General features: G+C 66.8%; 13 protein-coding genes. 10 read left to right on the forward strand and 3 right to left on the reverse strand.

Annotated features, from left to right (window positions below; translation table 11 throughout):
- The first annotated feature begins 93 nt into the window (after nucleotides 1-93).
- Nucleotides 94-2727 carry a sensor domain-containing protein gene (locus NX780_RS13930; protein WP_258828471.1) on the forward strand — a complete coding sequence of 878 codons (2634 nt, stop codon included), beginning with the start codon at nucleotides 94-96 and terminating at the stop codon, nucleotides 2725-2727.
- Between the two features lie 166 nt (nucleotides 2728-2893).
- On the opposite strand, the gene NX780_RS13935 is transcribed toward NX780_RS13930, so the two are convergent.
- Together NX780_RS13935 and murB are read right to left on the reverse strand one after the other, a co-directional pair.
- On the reverse strand, nucleotides 2894-3610 hold the full coding sequence (locus tag NX780_RS13935; protein WP_258828472.1) for an SDR family oxidoreductase: 717 nt from the start codon (nucleotides 3608-3610) through the stop codon (nucleotides 2894-2896).
- Between the two features lie 18 nt (nucleotides 3611-3628).
- Entirely contained in the window at nucleotides 3629-4648 is a 1020-nt protein-coding gene (murB, locus tag NX780_RS13940; RefSeq protein ID WP_258828473.1) for a UDP-N-acetylmuramate dehydrogenase, read from the reverse strand.
- A 156-nt stretch (nucleotides 4649-4804) separates the two neighbouring features.
- Between murB and NX780_RS13945 the strand changes: the two genes are divergently transcribed.
- The 5 genes from NX780_RS13945 to NX780_RS13965 all read left to right on the forward strand — a co-directional run bounded on the left by NX780_RS13945 (nucleotide 4805) and on the right by NX780_RS13965 (nucleotide 9943).
- Nucleotides 4805-5290 (forward strand): YajQ family cyclic di-GMP-binding protein, encoded by a 486-nt coding sequence (locus NX780_RS13945; RefSeq protein ID WP_258828474.1) that lies wholly within the window; start codon nucleotides 4805-4807, stop codon nucleotides 5288-5290.
- 121 nt (nucleotides 5291-5411) lie between these two features.
- Nucleotides 5412-6680 carry a nitronate monooxygenase gene (locus tag NX780_RS13950; RefSeq protein WP_258828475.1) on the forward strand — a complete coding sequence of 423 codons (1269 nt, stop codon included), beginning with the start codon at nucleotides 5412-5414 and terminating at the stop codon, nucleotides 6678-6680.
- A 125-nt stretch (nucleotides 6681-6805) separates the two neighbouring features.
- Entirely contained in the window at nucleotides 6806-9175 is a 2370-nt protein-coding gene (locus tag NX780_RS13955; protein WP_258828476.1) for an EAL domain-containing protein, read from the forward strand.
- Nucleotides 9176-9233: 58 nt separating this feature from the next.
- Complete coding sequence (locus NX780_RS13960; RefSeq protein ID WP_258828477.1) at nucleotides 9234-9542, forward strand: autorepressor SdpR family transcription factor; 309 nt, start codon at nucleotides 9234-9236, stop codon at nucleotides 9540-9542.
- Nucleotides 9539-9943: a hypothetical protein gene (locus NX780_RS13965; protein WP_258828478.1), complete on the forward strand. Its 405-nt coding sequence runs from the start codon at nucleotides 9539-9541 to the stop codon at nucleotides 9941-9943. The genes NX780_RS13960 and NX780_RS13965 overlap by 4 nt, the downstream gene beginning before the upstream one ends.
- A gap of 16 nt (nucleotides 9944-9959) precedes the next feature.
- Here NX780_RS13965 and NX780_RS13970 read toward each other — a convergent pair whose 3' ends face one another.
- Nucleotides 9960-10937 (reverse strand): DHH family phosphoesterase, encoded by a 978-nt coding sequence (locus NX780_RS13970; protein WP_258828479.1) that lies wholly within the window; start codon nucleotides 10935-10937, stop codon nucleotides 9960-9962.
- A gap of 289 nt (nucleotides 10938-11226) precedes the next feature.
- Here NX780_RS13970 and NX780_RS13975 point away from each other — a divergent pair, with 289 nt between their 5' ends.
- The 4 genes from NX780_RS13975 (at nucleotide 11227) to NX780_RS13990 (ending at nucleotide 16245) form a co-directional block, all read left to right on the forward strand.
- The gene (locus NX780_RS13975; RefSeq protein WP_258828480.1) at nucleotides 11227-12483 is read left to right on the forward strand and encodes a sensor histidine kinase; all 1257 of its coding nucleotides are present in this window, start codon (nucleotides 11227-11229) and stop codon (nucleotides 12481-12483) included.
- A gap of 74 nt (nucleotides 12484-12557) precedes the next feature.
- Nucleotides 12558-13319 (forward strand): LytR/AlgR family response regulator transcription factor, encoded by a 762-nt coding sequence (locus NX780_RS13980; RefSeq protein ID WP_258828481.1) that lies wholly within the window; start codon nucleotides 12558-12560, stop codon nucleotides 13317-13319.
- Nucleotides 13320-13395: 76 nt separating this feature from the next.
- On the forward strand, nucleotides 13396-14826 hold the full coding sequence (locus tag NX780_RS13985) for a cytochrome P450 (RefSeq protein ID WP_258828482.1): 1431 nt from the start codon (nucleotides 13396-13398) through the stop codon (nucleotides 14824-14826).
- A gap of 213 nt (nucleotides 14827-15039) precedes the next feature.
- A complete protein-coding gene (locus tag NX780_RS13990; protein WP_258828483.1) occupies nucleotides 15040-16245 on the forward strand; it encodes a PAS domain-containing sensor histidine kinase in 1206 nt (401 codons plus the stop codon).
- The last annotated feature ends 37 nt before the right edge of the window (nucleotides 16246-16282 follow it).

Genomic DNA, 16282 nt, shown 5'->3' on the forward strand with positions numbered 1-16282 from the left:
GGCCGGACCCCACCCTTCCCGCTGCCTCACCTGAATGGCCCGGGTCCCCCTTCCGCGCTAGAATGGCGGCACCGTCCTCCTTCGAGCGCGCGCATGTCTTCCGACGACGACACCGGCAGCACCCGGCCGCACGGCAGCGGCCGCGCCGCGGCACATCCGCCGGCCGCCTGCCCGGCCACGGCCGGCGCCGATGCGATCGCCATCATCTACAGCAATATCGAAGACGTGGTCTACCAGTACGCGGTCGAAGACAAGGAGACCTTCCGCTTCGTCTACGTCAATCCGGCCTTCTACAAGGCCACCCAGCTGCAGCCGGAACAGGTCATCGGCAAGACCGTCGACGAGGTCATCCCCGAGCCCTCGCTGTCGGTGGTACGCGAACATTACCGCGCCGCGATCCACAGTGGGCAGACCCAGCGCTGGGAAGAGCACAGCGACTATCCTGCCGGCCGCAAGGTGGGCCGGGTCTCGATCACGCCGGTGTTCGATGCCGGGGGGCGCTGCACCCACCTGGTCGGCACCGTGCACGACATTTCCGACGTCATCCACCGCGAGGAAAAGCTGCAGCAGGCCCACCGCGCCCTGGAAGAAGCTTTCGCCACCCAGGGACGGCTGGCCGAATCGCTGCGGCGCGAAGAAGAGCGCCTGGTGCTGGCGCTGAACGGCACCGGCGAAGGCGTCTGGGATTGGCGCCTGGTCGAGAACACCGTCAGCTTCTCGGACAAATGGAAGGAGATCATGGGCGCCTCCGGCAACCTGGACGGCGCCACGCCGAAGATCTGGACCGGCCGCATCCACCCCGACGACAATCCCCAGGTGCGGCGCTGCATCCAGCGCTATCTCGCCGGCGACGAAGCCCTGTACACCTGCGAATACCGCATCCGGCGCTTCACCGGCGAATGGATCCGGGTGCGCTCGCGCGGCAGCATCGTCGAGCGCGACGCCCAGGGGCAGCCGCTGCGCATGATCGGCACCATCACCGACATCACCGAAGCCTGGCAGATGCGGCAGGCGCTGGCCCAGAGCCATGAACGGCTGGCCCAGCTGGCGCAGCAGGTGCCGGGCGCCCTGTTCGAGCTGGTGCGCCATGCCGACGGCAGCTTCACCTGCCCCTTCATCAGCGAGATGGCGCACACGCTGTTCGAGCTGGCCCCGGCCGCGATCCAGGCCGACCTCGGCTGTCTGGTGGCACGCATCGTCCCGCCCCACCGCGCCCGCCTGCGCCGCGCCCTGCAGCGCTCGGCGAGCGGCATGCAGCCGCTGCGGGCCGAATTCCAGGTCGAGATGCCCAGTGGAGAACACTGCTGGCGGGAAGTGCTCGCCACGCCGTCCCCGGGGCCGGACGGCGTCACCAGCTGGTACGGCTTCATCGACGACATCAGCAGCCGCAAGCATAGCGAAGAGACCATCCGCCAGTTCACCGAGAAGCTCGAACGGCGCGCCAACTACGATGCCCTGACCGGCCTGCCCAACCGCGCCCTGTTCCGCGACCGCCTCGAACAGGCGATCCGCCGCGCCGATGACGAAGGAGGCGAAGTGGCGCTGCTGTTCATCGACCTCGACCGCTTCAAGGAAGTCAACGACCTGCTCGGGCACGACGCCGGCGACGTACTGCTGGTCGAGGCCGCCCAGCGCATCCGGGGCTGCGTGCGCAAGGGCGATACGGTGGCGCGGCTCGGCGGCGACGAATTCACGGTGATCCTCACCGAGGTGGGCGAGCTGGCCCACATCGAGGCGGTTGCGCAGGCCATCCTGGACGCGCTCGCCCAGCCCTTCCAGGTCCAGGCCGAACTGCTCTACATCGCCGGCAGCATCGGCATCGCCCGCTTCCCCGACGACGCCACCGACCCGGAAGAATTGATGCGCAACGCCGACCACGCCATGTACCGGTCCAAGTCGGGCGGACGCAACCAGCTGACCTTCTTCGAAGCGAACATGCAGGCCGCAGCCATCCGCCGCCTCAAGCTGCTGGCCGAGCTGCGCCATGCCGTGCCGGACGGCCAGCTCGAGCTGTATTTCCAGCCGATCGTCGACCTCGCCACGGGCGGCATCGTCAAGGCCGAAGCCCTGCTGCGCTGGCGCCACGCATCCGGCGCCCTGCTCTCGCCCGATACCTTCATCGAGGTCGCGGAAGAATCGGGCCTGATCCACGAGATCGGCGACTGGGTGTTCCGCACCGCGGCGCAGCAGTCGAAGCGCTGGTCGGAACTGCTCGGCCGCGACTTCCAGATCAGCATCAACAAGTCGCCGGTCCAGTTCCAGCCCCAGACCGAGGCCGCCGACTGGGTGGCCCACCTGGACGCGATCCGGCTGGGTCCGCGCTGCATCAACGTCGAGATCACCGAAGGCCTGCTGCTGAACCTCTCGGACACCGTGATGGACAAGCTGGCCACGCTGCAGGCCAGCGGCATGCAGGTGTCGATCGACGATTTCGGCACCGGCTACTCCTCGATGAGCTACCTGAAGCGCCTCGACATCGATTACCTGAAGATCGACCAGTCCTTCGTCAAGGAGCTGGTCCACGACAATTTCAGCCGCACGATCACCGAGACCATCATCGTCATGGCGCACAAGCTCGGCCTGAAGGTCATCGCCGAGGGTGTCGAGACCCAGGAGCAGTGCGACTGCCTGGGCCGGGCCGGATGCGACTTCGGCCAGGGTTTTCTGTTCTCGCGTCCGCTGCCCGCGGCCGCCTTCGAAGGGCTGCTGGCCGGGCGCGCCGGCTAGGCGCCCTTGCCTGAAGCAGCCTGATGTCACACCTTGGTGTCAGGTCTGACATTCGGACACGAGCTCAGCATTAGATGGATCCCAAGGCTGAGCTCGTGTCCATTTGTCAGACCTGACACCGGGGTGTGCGTGACACCGGGGTGTGCGGGGGAAATTTGGTGGCCGGCTAGGCGCCGTTGCGCAGGTCGTCCACCGGCTCCTGCCCGAAGCGCTTCGAGAGCAGGCAGTCCACCAGTTTGGCCGCGCACTCGGCGGGGCTCACCAGCACCCCGCCCTCCTTCATGTCGACGAAGCGCTGCTTGAGCGGAAAGCGCGTGTCCGGCGTGGCCCGGATCTCCGCCTGCATGTCGGTGTCGATCACGCCCGGCGCCATGCTGACGCAGCGCACCCGGGGGTCGCCGTCGAGCGCCACCGCGCGCGCGTGCTGGTCCAGCGCCGCCTTGGTCGCGCAGTACACGCTCCAGCCCGGGTAGGCGCTGCGTCCCGCTCCGCTCGAGATGTGCAGGATGCGCCGCTCGGCCTGCGGCGCGGCCTGCACGAAGGCGGCGGACAGGGCCAGCGGGGCGCCCACGTTGATGATGGCCGCACGCAGCGCGGCCGCCGGCTCCTGCTCGGCCAGCGGGCCCACCGGCGCGACGACGCCGGCATTGTTCACCAGCAGCACCGTATCCGCACCCGCGAGGAAGCTCCCCAGGGTATGGCCCTGCAGCCAGGCGCCCAATGCTGCGGCGTTGCCGAAATCGACGGCCGCCTGCTCCATGCCCTCGGCCACTTCCGCATGCCCGCGCGCCAGTCCCAGCACAGGGATGCCGCGCGCCATCAGTTCGGCCGCCACCGCGGCGCCCAGGCCGCGCGAGTGGCCCGTCACGACTGCCTTGATCATGCCTGCCTCCGCTAGATGCTAGATGAACACCGGTTCCGGTTCGAGTTCGACGCCATAGCGCGCCTTGACGTCGGCCTGGATCGCGCGCGCGAGCCGCACCACCTCGTCTCCCGTGGCCCCGCCCAGGTTGACCAGCACCAGGGCCTGCTTCGGATAGACGCCGGCCCGGCCCAGCGACCGGCCCTTCCAGCCGCACTGGTCGATCAGCCAGCCCGCCGCCAGCTTTTCGCTGCCGTCCGCCTGTGCATGGTGCACCAGGTTCGGGAATTCCACCAGAAGGCGCGCGCAGTGTTCCTGCGACACCACGGGGTTCTTGAAGAAGCTGCCCGCGTTGCCGATTTCCTGCGGATCGGGCAGCTTGCGGCGCCGGATCGCTTCCACGGTGCGGCCGACGTCCTGGGGCGTCGGCGCGGCCAGGCCGGCCTCTTCCACCGCCCTGGCCAGCTCGGCATAGCGCAGGTTCGGGGACCACGTCGCCGGCAGCGCGAAGGTGACGTCCAGCACCACCAGCGCGCGGCCCTCGGCATGCTTGAAGACGCTGTCGCGGTAGGCGAAGCGGCAGGCCGCCGCGTCCAGGGTCAGCACCTCGCCGCTGGCCATGTCGAATGCGCTCAAGCAATGGAACACATCCCTGGTTTCGGTGCCGTATGCCCCCACGTTCTGGATCGGGGCGGCGCCCACCGTGCCGGGGATCAGGGACAGGTTTTCCAGCCCGCCCAGGCCCTGGGCCAGGGTCCATTGCACGAAGGCGTGCCAGTTCTCGCCCGCCTGGGCCCGCACCAGGATCTTGCCTTCGTGCTCGCCCAGCACTTCCTTGCCCAGGCCCGTCATGTGCAGCACGACACCGTCGACGTCGCGGGTGAACAGCATATTGCTGCCGCCGCCCAGCACCAGGCGCGGCAGAGCGGCGAGCCCTGGGTCGGCGCGCAGGGCCGCGAGCTGCTCCGCCCCGTCCACCCGGAGGTAGTGCCGGGCCCGTGCCGGGATACGGAAAGTGTTCAGGGAATCGAGGGGATGGTCGTGGAGGATGGCGTGCATGGCGTGAGGGTGTTTTTCGAGCATTATAGGGGGCAATGCGGGTGCAACCCCGGTTCAGGCTGTTTCCGTACGGGCAAATTGATGGCTCCCGGAGACGTTGTCCGTTAAAATAGAGGGATTCATCTATTTAGCAATACCAGAAAAAGGAAAAACGCCATGCCATCGTTTGATGTCGTCTGCGAAGCAGACATGGTCGAAGTGAAGAACGCCGTCGAACAGTCGAACAAGGAAATCACCACCCGCTTCGACTTCAAGGGCAGCTCGGCCAATGTCGAGCAGAAAGACAAGGAACTGACCCTGTTCGCCGATTCCGACTTCCAGCTCGGCCAGGTCAAGGACGTCCTGATCAACAAGATGGCCAAGCGCAAGGTCGACGTGCGCTTCCTCGACGAAGGCAAGATCGAGAAGATCGGCGGCGACAAGGTCAAGCAGGTCATCAAGGTACGCAACGGCATCGAGACCGAGGACGCCAAGAAGATCACCAAGCTGATCAAAGAGAGCAAGATGAAGGTGCAGGCCAGCATCCAGGGCGAATCGGTGCGCGTCACCGGCGCCAAGCGCGACGACCTGCAGGCCGCCATGGCCCTGCTGCGCAAGGATATCCAGGACCTGCCGCTGGCCTTCAACAACTTCCGCGACTGAAGGAAACGGCAGCCGCAATGGGGCGTGGTCTCAAGCCCGCCCGGGAGTAGAATATTGGCCGTGCGACGCGCGGCCATGGCGCGTATGGACGCGCAGGTAAAACGAAGGTTTAAGGATTGCAATGAAACGTGTTGATGATTTCCGCCTGCGACTGGGCAACAAGGAGTACGTGCCCATCATGATCGGCGGGATGGGCGTGGACATCTCGACCTCCGAGCTGGCCCTGGAAGCGGCCCGCCTGGGCGGCATCGGCCACATCTCCGATGCGATGGTGCAGGACGTCTCGGACCGCAAGTTCGACACCACCTTCGTCAAGGACAAGACCAAGCTCTACAAGTTCAACATCAACAATATGAACAAGGCGGTGGTCCAGTTCGACCTCGACCGCCTGGCCGAAGCGACCCGCCTGCACGTGGGCTCGACCATGGAAGCGAAGAAAGGCGATGGCCTGATCTTCGTGAACTGCATGGAAAAGCTGACCATGAACGCGCCCAAGGAAACCCTGCGCACCCGCCTGTCGGCGGCGATGGACGCCGGCATCGACGGCATCACCATGTCGGCCGGCCTGCACCTGGGTTCCTTCGAGCTGATCAAGGACCACCCGCGCTTCCGCGATACCAAGCTGGGCATCATCGTGTCCTCGGTGCGCGCGCTGCAGCTGTTCCTGAAAAAGGTCTCGCGCCTGAACCGCCTGCCCGACTACATCATCGTCGAAGGTCCGCTGGCCGGCGGCCACCTGGGCTTCGGCATCGACGACTGGAAGCAGTACGACCTGCACACCATCATGGACGAGATCCATGTCTTCATGCGCGAGCAGAACCTGGACATCCCGGTGATCGCCGCGGGCGGCATCTTCACCGGCTCGGACGCGGTCGGCTTCCTGGAGAAAGGCGCCGGCGGCGTGCAGGTGGCGACCCGCTTCACCGTCACCCACGAGTGCGGCATGCCGGACAACGTCAAGCAGGAATACTTCCGCGCCAGCGAAGAGGACATCATCGTCAACGGCGTCTCGCCGACCGGCTATCCGATGCGCATGCTGAAAAGCACGCCGGCGATCGGCTCCGGCATCCGCCCGGGCTGCGAATCCTACGGCTACCTGCTGGACGCGACCGGCAACTGCGCCTACATCAATTCGTACAACCGCGAAGTGCAGGCCAGCCCGGACGGCAAGAACATCTCCGTCATGGACAAGACCTGCCTGTGCACGCACATGCGCAACTTCAACTGCTGGACCTGCGGCCACTATACCTACCGCCTGAAGGACACCACCCACCGCCTGGCGGACGGCAGCTACCAGATCCTGTCGGCCCAGCACGTGTTCGAGGACTATCAGTTCAGCGTGAACAACGAGATCGCGCTGCCGCCGAAGCAGGAAATCGCCGCGGCCTGATCGCTGCTCTCGCGGTTCCATATCTTCAAAGCCACGGTTCGCCGTGGCTTTGTTGTTTTGCGCCACCCACGGGCAAAGGCGTGTAATCTGGGCTTCCAGCGAGCGCTTTTACAAAGGGTGCCGGCATGTCCTTCATCGAACCATCCGCGCAGGTGACCTTCCTGCTTGATGACGAGGGCACGATCGTCAGCTGGAATCCGGCGGCCTCGGCCATGTTCGGCTGGACGCCGGCCCAGGCTCCGGGACGAAGGCTCGCCGAGCTCTTCCTTGATGCGGCGTCCTGGCCCGCCCTGGCCTCGGCGGGCGGCGGCAAGGTGCGGATGCGCTTTGCCGGCGGCATCGACGGCAAGGCCCGGCTGGCGCTGCTGCGCCAGTACGATGCGGATGGCGCGGCGCGGGGCTGGACCGCCAGCGTGATGGTCTCGCCGCATGAATCCCCCGACGAATCCGTGCGCGTCGCCAGCACCCCGCTGTCCGAGGTGGTCGACCTGCTGCCCGGCGCCTTCTATGCGATCAACCGCGCCGGCCGCCTGGTCCTGTGGAACCACAACCTCGAGCGCCTTACCGAAATGACGCCCGACGAGCTGGCCGCGGCCAGGGTGCTCGACATGTTCGAGGCGCGCGAGCGTCCCCTGGCGCTCGAGAGCATCCGCCGCGTCTTCGAGGAAGGCGCTGAGGTGTCGATGGAAATGAACTACCTGTCGCGCAGCGGACGCGAGACCCCGATGCTGGTAGGCGGCGCCCTGGTGCGCTGCAACGGCGACAGCTATCTGTTCGGCCTGGGCATCAATATCGCCAAGCGGCGCGCCAAGGAGCGCCAGCTGATGCTGAGCGAACGCGCCATGCACGCGGCCAGCAACGGCATCGTCATCACCCGCTGCGTCGGAAACGACAGCATCATCGAATACGTGAACGCGGCCTTCGAGCGCATTGCAGGCTATTGCGCCGAGGAATCGATCGGGCGTGACCCGCGCTTCATGGCCGCGCCCGATCTTGACGTCCACGAACGCAGCCAGGTGCGCTTGGCCATCAAGGAGCGGCGCGCCGTGAATGTGGTATTCCGGAATCGCCGCAAGAACGGCGACATCTTCTGGAACGACCTGCGCATCACCCCGGTGCGCGACGAGCACGGCGAAGTGACCCACTTCATCGGCATCCTGCAGGACGTGACCGCCACCAAGGAGCGGACCGCCCACCTCGAGCACGAGGTCAACCACGATCCCCTCACCGGCCTGGCGAACCGCACCCTGCTGTGGGACCGCCTCGACCATGCGGTGCACCTGGCCCATCGCCACCACACGATGGTGGCTGCCGTCCTCATCGACCTGGACAACTTCAAGACCATCAACGACACCTTCGGCCACGAAGCCGGCGACGCGGTGCTCAAGGTGGTGGCGCGGCGCCTGCAGGCGGCCGTGCGCGAGAGCGACACGGTGGCGCGCATGTCGGGCGACGAATTCGTGCTGGTGCTGGTGGACCAGCCCTCGCTGCGCTTCACCCTGCGCATGGTGGAGCGCCTGCGCCGTTCGATGACCATGCCGGTCGCCTTCGGCGGCAACGAGATCCCGGTCGGCGCCAGCCTGGGCGTGGCGCTCTATCCGCACGACGGATCGAGCCCCGCCGAACTGGTGCGCGGCGCCGACATGGCCATGTACCACGCCAAGGGCAATGGCGGCGGCGTGCATTTCTTTTCTGCCGAGATGCGCTCCGCCGACGAGAAGCGCGCCGCGCTTGCCAGGGGCATCCGCAGCGCCCTCGACCACGACGAACTGTTCCTGCTGTTCCAGCCGCGCATGGACGCGAGGAGCGGCAAGGTGCGCGGCTTCGAAGCCCTGCTGCGCTGGCGCCATCCGGAACACGGGGTCATGCTGCCGGCAAGCTTTCTCACCGAGGCCGAGGAAACCGGCCAGATGGTCGAGATCGGCAACTGGGTGCTGGACCAGGCCTGCGCCTTTCTCCAGCAGCTGCGCCAGCTCGGCTACACCGGCCTGCCGGTGTCGGTGAACGTGTCGCACCGGGAATACAGCCAGCACGGCTTCATTGCCGGCCTGGCCGAACGCATGACGCGCCATGGCCTGCCGCCGGGCGCGCTGGAGATCGAGATCCCCGAGGCCGACCTGATCCGCAATCCCGGGCTCGGGCGCGACCTGTCGAGCCAGCTGCGCGAAGTCGGCGTCGCCCTCTCGCTCGACGAGTTCGGCAAGGGCATCTCGGACCTCAACTTCCTGCAGCAGCTCTCGGTGCGCCAGGTGAAGCTGTCCAAGGCCGCGGTACGCGACATCACGCGCGACGGCCGCGGCAGCCTGGCCAAGACCCTGATCGACATCGGCCACAACCTGGAGCTGGCCGTGGTCGGCGAAGCGGTCGAAAACGAGGCGCAGGTCGAGTTCCTGAAGTCGCATGGCTGCGACCAGCTGCAGGGCCAGTGGTTCAGCGAGCCGCTGGCAGCGGACGCGGTGCACCAGATGCTCGACCAGCGCTATCACGCGCAATGACCGGGTGCCGGCGAAAAAAACGCTTGCAATAGTTCGATGTTTAGCTAACAATCGACCTATGACTTCCGTATTCAAAGCCCTGTCCGACCCGACCCGGCGCGCCATCCTCCAGCACCTGCAGCAGGGGCCGATGGGCGCCGGCGAGCTGGCCGAACTGTTCGATGTGTCCAAGCCGACCATGTCCGCCCACTTCGCCGTGCTGGTCGCGGCCGGCCTGATCGAGCCGGAAAAGCAGGGCCGCACGATCACTTACCGGCTGCGCCTGTCCGTGCTCGAGGACGCGCTGCTGGGATTCGCGCAGGTATTCGGGCTGAACGTCAGCCGGTCCGAGCCATCCTCCACACCATCCAAGAAGGAGCAGTCATGAAGCAGTCTTCCCGGTTTTCCCAGCTGTGCCGCGCCATGCTGGGCGCCCTGTTCATCCTCGGCGCCGCCGCCTTGCTGGCCTGGGCCTCGCCGGCCTGGCTTGATCCCGAGTGGAGCCGTCGCCTGGCCGGCGCCCTGCTGGGCGGCGTGGTGGTGGTGTATGCGAATGCCATTCCGAAGGCGCTCGCGCAGCGCATGCGCTGCGCCTCGCCGGCGGCGGACCAGGCGGCGCGGCGTTTCGCGGGCTGGGCCCTGGTGCTGGGCGGGCTCGGCTACATGCTGGCCTGGCTCGCCGCCCCCCTGCACCTGGCCGGCATGATCGGCGGACTCACGCTGGGGCTGGCGGTCACGTGTGCGGCGCTCGGCTGCATCCGCATCGGTGCACGCCACGCCGGACACTGACCGATCGCACGCCGTCTCAACCGTCCTTGTTGATGCGGTTGACGAGCGCGCCGAGCACGTCCTCGGCCAGCTCGTTGTCGACCTGGCAGGTGCCCGCGTTCTCGTGACCGCCCCCGCCGTATTCCAGCATCAGCGGCCCGATATTCGTCCTGGACGTCCGGTTCAGGATCGATTTCCCGGTGGCGAACACGGTATTGGCCCGCTTCAGGCCCCACAGCACGTGGATCGAGATATTCGTCTCGGGGAAGAGTGCATAGACGATGAAACGGTTGCCGGCATAGATCACCTCTTCCGTCCGCAGGTCCAGCACCACCAGGTTCTTGTGGACCCGCGCGCAGCGGCGGATCTGTTCCTTGCAACGCTCGCCGTGGGCGAAATACAGCTCGGTGCGCTCGACCACGTCCGGCAAGGCCATGATGCGCTCGATCGGCTGCAACGCGCAGTAGTCGATCAGGGCCATCATGAGCTGGTAGTTCGAAATGCGGAAGTCGTGGAAGCGCCCCAGGCCCGTGCGCGCGTCCATCAGGAAGTTCAGCAGGTTCCAGCCCTGGGGGAACAGCACCTCGTCGCGCGTGAAGCGCGCCGCGTCGGCCTTGTCCACCGCCGCCATCATGTCGTTCCAGGCCGCCGGGAAGGTGGCGGCGCCGCCGTAGTGCCGGTACACGACCCGCGCCGCCGAAGGCGCGTCCGGATGGATGATGTGGTTCTCGCGCATGCCAGTGTTGCGAATGGTTTCCGACAGGTGGTGGTCAAACGAGAGGTGGGCGGCAGCCACGTAGGGCAGATTGGTCGTGATGTCGCACCGGCTGATGGCGATTTTGCCGTCCTGCATATCCTTCGGGTGCACGAAGAGGATGTCGTCGATCAGCTTGAGGTGCCTGAGCAGGACCGCGCAGACGAGGCCGTCGAAGTCGCTGCGGGTTACGAGGCGGAATTTTCCGCCGGAAGCACGTGATTGCACGGTGGACGTTTCGGCAAGGTGTTCGGCTAACATCGCACATCCCCTCATGAAAACCAAAAACCATACCTTGCAGTGTTTCCGGCCATCAGCCTTTGCGCTGGCGCATTGCGTGACGGACGCATCCTGGCTGGGCCGGGCGCAGTCCATGCCCCGGATCGTGCAGGCTGTCGCACGGCGCTGGCCCGGCCTGGCCGCATTGGGTAAAGTTGCATCATCCCAACAGTTGTAGATGCCGGCAATGTTGTTTTTGCGGCACGCGGGGGCGGCGACAGAGTACACTCGCCGCTTGCACGTGCAAGCGAACCGACTCGAACACCAGACCATGCAAGCAAGGAACACAAGCCAGAACCATCTTTCCAGCGTCCTGTCGTGGCTCTACCGCTGCTTCGACGCCGTGGCGACCTGGGTGACCCAGCTGTCGTGGTGGAAGTTTTTCCTCTTTGCAATCCTGACCCTGACCGCCGGCGCCATCCTGCAGGAAGAGCTGTTCTCGCGCCCGGCCGAGGAAGAAGCCCGCGCCGAGCGCAGCCAGGACAGGCGCAGCGACGCCGCCATCCTCATCGACGAGAGCGGCATCCATTTCAATCCGCGCAGCCGGCCGAAGAGCGGCGCCTCGACCGTCCCGCCGGAGGCCCCGGAGGCCCCGGAAGCGCCGGATGCGCCGGACGCGCCAGACACGCCTGAACCGCCGAGTTCGCCCTCGACCACCATCCGCCCCGATGGCGACTCGGTCCATATCGCGCTGCCGCCGCAGATCACCGAAGAGCTGTCGAACGCGATCGAAGTCGCGGTCGAGGACGCGGCCGAGCAGAAGGTCTCGCGCTACCACAAGCAGGCCTCGACCTGGTTCATGAACTTCGTGCTGCTCTTCGTGCTCGCCCTGTTCGGCACCAAGGCACTGGTGGGCGGCAAGAAGCGCGCCGAAGCGGAATCGCAGATCGCCAACGCCGCCGCCGAGCGCGAGGCCATGCAGCGCCAGCTGTCGGAAACGAAGATGCAGATGATGCAGGCCCAGGTCGAGCCCCACTTCCTGTTCAACACCCTGGCCTCGGTCGAGCACCTGATCCAGGTCGACCCGCCGCGCGCCTCGGCCATGCAGCGCAGTCTGATCCAGTACCTGCGCGCCGTGCTGCCGCAGATGCGCGACAACGCCGTGGTCACCGGCCTCGGGCGCGAGGTCGACATGGTGACGGCCTACCTGGCCCTGCTCAAGATGCGCATGGAAGAACGCCTGACCGTGGTGATGCAGATCCCCGACGGCCTGCGCAGCGCGGCCTTCCCGCCGATGATGCTGCAGTCCATGGTCGAGAACGCGATCAAGCACGGCCTCGAATGCAAGCCCGAAGGCGGCACCCTCAAGATCCAGGCCGAAGTGGTCGACAGCAAGCTGCGCGTGACCGTCACCGACGACGGGGTCGGCTTCGGCGTGGTGCCGAGCGACGGCACGGGCCTGGGCCTGCAGACCATCCGCGACCGCCTCAAGCTGCTGCACGGCGACCAGGCCGGCCTGCACATCGCGGCCAACAGCCCCAGCGGCGTGATCGCGATGATCGAAGTGCCGTATCAGCTATCCAAATAAGCCCGGCCACCAGCTTGCCTGCCGCGCCGTTTCATTGAATAATTGTTACTCTTCACTCAGCTAGCGGAACTCCCATGCCTACTGCAATCATTGCCGATGACGAAAGACTGATGCGAGACCAGCTGCGCCTGCGGCTGTCGGAGGCATGGCCGGAACTGGAAATCCTGGGCGAGGCGAAGAATGGCGAGGAAGCGGTGGAACTGGTCGACCAGCTCAAGCCCGATCTCACCTTCCTCGACATCCGCATGCCCGGCAAGACCGGCATGGAAGCGGCGCGCGACATTGGCGACCGCAGCCAGATCGTGTTCGTCACCGCCTACGACCAGTACGCGGTCGAAGCCTTCGAGCGCGGCGCGGTCGACTACGTGCTCAAGCCCACCGAGCCGGAGCGCCTGAAGGTCACCGTGGACCGCCTCAAGCAGCGCCTCGAGCGCCCGGGCGAGAAGGTCAATGACAGCGTGCAGCAGATGCTCTCGCAGCTGGCCGAGAAGATCGCGGCGCCCAAGCAGAAGCACCTGCAATGGATCCAGGCCAGCATCGGCCAGGACCTGCGCATGATTCCGGTGGAAGACATCCTGTTCTTCCGCTCCGACGAAAAATACACCTGCGTGCAGACCGCCTCTTTCGAGGCCCTGATCCGCAAGCCGGTGCGCGACCTGGCCGAAGAGCTCGATCCTTCGCTGTTCTGGCAGATCCACCGCGCCACCCTGGTCAACGTCAACGCCATCGAAGGCGTGACGCGCGACATCCGTGGCCGCCACCTGGTGCTGGTCAAGGGCCGTCCGGAAAAGCTCGAGGTCAGCCGCAGCTTCCTGCACCTGTTCAAGCAGATGTGATCCGCCGGGCGACCGTGCGCGGCGCCCTGGCCAGTTGTCGTAGAGTCAAGCTTTACCGAACTGGACAGGACGTTTCATGAGCAAGACGCGCAAGGACTCCCTCTTCCTGGCCGCCGGCGTGCTGGGCGCGCTTGGTGCATTCAGCGCCGGCCTCGCGATCGGTCGCGGCCTCACAAAATCCGGCACCACCGCCACCGGCCTCCCCCGGGCCAGCGTGCTGGATACACTCGCCCTCGGCCTCGATGTGTTCGCCCCCGTGGTCGCCCAGGGCGTCATCATCCGCCGTCCCGCGGTGGTGGCGCTGGCCGACAAGCTCGACCTCGACCGCCGCGCCGTGCAGCGCATGCAGAAGCTGCGCGACAAGTACGGACCCGGCCCCCTGATGCTGCCCCTGCCGATCCGCAAGCAGGCCGTGGTGCTGGACCCGCGGCATGCGCAGCGGGTGCTGGACGGCTCGCCCGACCCGTTCTCGCCCGCCAGCACCGAGAAGCGCGGCGCCCTCTCCCACTTCGAACCCAAGGCCGTCCTGCTGTCGGAGGGCGCAGAGCGGTCGGAGCGGCGCCGCTTCAACGAGGCCGCGCTCGATACCGCGCATCCGATGCACCGGATGGCCGCCGGCTTCCTGCCGCTTGTCGAGGAGGAAGCCGCGCGCATCCTCGAAGCCGCGCGCGAGCAGGGACGCCTCGACTGGGACGTCTGGTCGCAGGGCTGGTACCGCCTGGTCCGCCGCATCGTGCTGGGCAACGGCGCCGCCGAAGACCACGAGCTGCAGGCCATGATCACGCGCCTGCGCGGGGCCGCCAACTGGGCCGGTTTCCATCCGACGTTGCGCGGCAAGCGGGAACGCTTCCTCGAGCGCATCCGGATGTATCTCGACCGCGCGGAGCCGGGCAGCCTGGCGGGTTTCATGGCGCAGATCCCGCGCAACGCCCTCACCGTGCCGGAGCAACAGGTGCCGCAGTGGCTGTTCGCCTTCGATGCCGCCGTGATCGCGAGCTTCCGCGCGCTGGCCCTGCTGGACAGCTACCCGGAGCACTTGCAGCGCGCCCGCGAGGAGAGCGCAGGGCGGGCCGGCAAGCCCCAGCTGCCCTTCCTGCGCGCCACCGTGCTGGAAGCGCTGCGCCTGTGGCCGACCACGCCCATGGTGCTGCGCCAGAGCCGTGCGCCAACGCAGTGGGAAGACGGCGCGATGCCGGCGGAAACGGGCCTGCTGGTCCACGCACCCTTCTTCCACCGCGACGACGCCCACCTGCCGTATGCCGACCGCTTCGCGCCGGAGCTGTGGCGCGAGGACTGGGAGCAAGGGGTCAAGCGCGACTGGCCCCTGATTCCCTTCAGCGACGGGCCGGCGATCTGTCCGGGGCGCCACCTGGTCCTGATGACGAGCAGCCATCTGCTGGCGGCCTTGCTGGAAAAACATACGCTGCGGCTGGAGAACCGGCGGCTCGATCCGGCGCGGCTGCCGGGGACGCTGGACAACTACGGCCTGCGGTTCGCGGTGTCGTAGGGGTGGTCCGGTCCAGTGGACCGGACCACGCTCTGCCGTCCGCGCGTTCAGCTCCCCGATGACCAGCCAAGGCGCGTGGTTTCAACGGTAGTTTGAACGCGCGCACGGCGAAGCCGTGCACCCTAGGCCTTGTCAGGTATCAAGCCAGCACCCTCCCCCACCACGTAATGTAGAGCTCCCGGCCCTCTGGCCACGACAGGCAGCTCTTCCCGCATGACTCCACAGCGACGCCAGCGATGCCGCACGCCAGGCACAGCGGTCCTCGTAGTAAGCTTCCTCGGCGGCTATTGTGCCGGCCAGGCGGCGGCCGCATTGCGCCGCGCACGCGCCGTGCGCCGCCCTCCCGCCGAGGTGCGCCGGGTCGACGGGCGCCGCATCGTCCACAGCGCCAGCGACGCCATCCTCTCGATCGACGAGGAGGCCGTGATCGTGTTCGCCAACCCGGCCGCGGCCCATATGTTCGCCACCAGCGTGGCGAACATGCGGGGCAGCTCGCTGGCGCGCTTCATCCAGGCGCCGGGACGCGATACCAAATTGCCGCTAGACTATTTTCCCGCTGGCGGAGGACGCGCCGGGCGCCGCGCCACCGACTACGCCGTCACCGGTATCCGCGCCAACGGCCAGCTGTTCCCGATCGAAGGCTCGATCTCCAGCATCGAACAGGATGGCCGCCTCATCTATACCGTGATCCTGCGCGACGTGTCCGAGCGCCACCTGGTGCAGCAGAAGCTGGCGCGCTCGCACGACCAGCTGCGCCAGCTGTCCTCGGCCCTGCAGACCATCCGCGAAGAAGAACGCACCCACATCGCGCGCGAGCTGCACGACGACCTCGGCCAGCTGCTGGCCTCGCTGCGCATGGACCTCACCCTGCTGCGCCAGAACAACCATTTGCCGGATGCGAGCGGACGCCTGCTCGACGGCATGGAAAGCAATCTGCTCACCGCCATCACCTCGCTGCGCCGCATCGCCACCAACCTGCGTCCGCGCGCCCTCGACGAAGGCGGCCTGTACTTCGCCCTGCAGGGCCTGCGCGACGAGTTCGTCGAGCGCCACGGCATCGCCTGCGTGCTGCTGGCCGAGGAGGCCGAGCTGCGCCTCGACGATGCCGCCAGCACCGCCATCTTCCGCATCGTGCAGGAAGCGCTCACCAATATCGCCCGCCATGCCGAGGCCACCAGCGTGGTGCTCAACCTCGACCGCAGCGATGGCGAGCTCCTGGTCACGATCCGCGACGACGGCCGCGGCATCCGTTCCGAAGACATGGAAAAGGTCGCGTCGCTCGGTCTGATCGGCATGCGCGAGCGGGTCTGGGCCCTGCACGGCGAAATCGCCATCAGCGCCGACGAACCACCCGGCACCCGGATCGATATCGCGATTCCCGTCAGCGACCATTCGCATGTGGAGGCGCCGGCCAGTTGAGCGTTTGGCATATCAGGATGTCATCAAGCGGACATAT

Source organism: Massilia agri (assembly GCF_024753255.1).
Classification (GTDB): domain Bacteria; phylum Pseudomonadota; class Gammaproteobacteria; order Burkholderiales; family Burkholderiaceae_D; genus Telluria; species Telluria agri.